Annotated in this window: 2 tRNA genes and 2 rRNA genes; all 4 read left to right on the top strand. The window is 51.3% G+C overall.

Going from position 1 to position 893, the window contains the following annotated elements:
* Positions 1–118: ribosomal RNA gene (locus CFB41_RS37025) — 16S ribosomal RNA — on the top strand; the annotation flags it as partial.
* A gap of 64 nt (positions 119–182) precedes the next feature.
* A tRNA-Ile gene (locus CFB41_RS37020) sits at positions 183–259 on the top strand.
* Positions 260–302: 43 nt separating this feature from the next.
* Positions 303–378: transfer RNA gene (locus CFB41_RS37015), tRNA-Ala, on the top strand.
* A gap of 293 nt (positions 379–671) precedes the next feature.
* Positions 672–893 (top strand): 23S ribosomal RNA (locus CFB41_RS37005); the annotation flags it as partial.

Raw genomic sequence — 893 nt, 5'->3', positions numbered from 1 at the left:
TTTACCAGAAGTGGCTAGTCTAACCGCAAGGAGGACGGTCACCACGGTAGGATTCATGACTGGGGTGAAGTCGTAACAAGGTAGCCGTATCGGAAGGTGCGGCTGGATCACCTCCTTTCCAGAGCTTCTCGCACAAGTTGAGCGCTCACGCTTATCGGCTGTAAATTTAAAGACAGACTCAGGGGTCTGTAGCTCAGTCGGTTAGAGCACCGTCTTGATAAGGCGGGGGTCGTTGGTTCGAATCCAACCAGACCCACCACCGTCTTGTGTGGCGGTACACCCTGAGGCAAATCTGTACTCATGGGGGCATAGCTCAGCTGGGAGAGCACCTGCTTTGCAAGCAGGGGGTCGTCGGTTCGATCCCGTCTGCCTCCACCAATCACCAACGCTAAGGGCTTGGTTCAGACACTGAACCGAGAATTTTGCATTGGCGATTGAGCCAGTCAGAGTGATATGAGTAAAACCATATCGGCTGTCGTTCTTTAACAATCTGGAAGAAGCAAGTAATTTGGATAGCGGAAGCGTCTTGAGATGGACGTGGAAACTATCCGGGTTGTGATTGTATCGATGTATCTCAAGATGATTCGAACTCTATGTTCGACTCAATTTGGAATACGGCACAACGCGAGAACTCAACCTGTAGCGACTGTCGCGAGACAGACTCGTTATAGGGTCAAGCGAACAAGTGCATGTGGTGGATGCCTTGGCGATCACAGGCGATGAAGGACGCGGTAGCCTGCGAAAAGCTACGGGGAGCTGGCAAACGAGCTTTGATCCGTAGATGTCCGAATGGGGAAACCCACTCCTTTTGGAGTATCCATGGCTGAATACATAGGCCATGCGAAGCGAACGCGGTGAACTGAAACATCTAAGTAACCGCAGGAAAAGAAATC

It is taken from the genome of Burkholderia sp. AU33803 (genome assembly GCF_002223095.1).
GTDB lineage: Bacteria > Pseudomonadota > Gammaproteobacteria > Burkholderiales > Burkholderiaceae > Burkholderia.
The sequence above is the reverse complement of the archived record's forward strand: the minus strand, read 5'-3'. Positions and strand labels throughout refer to the sequence as shown.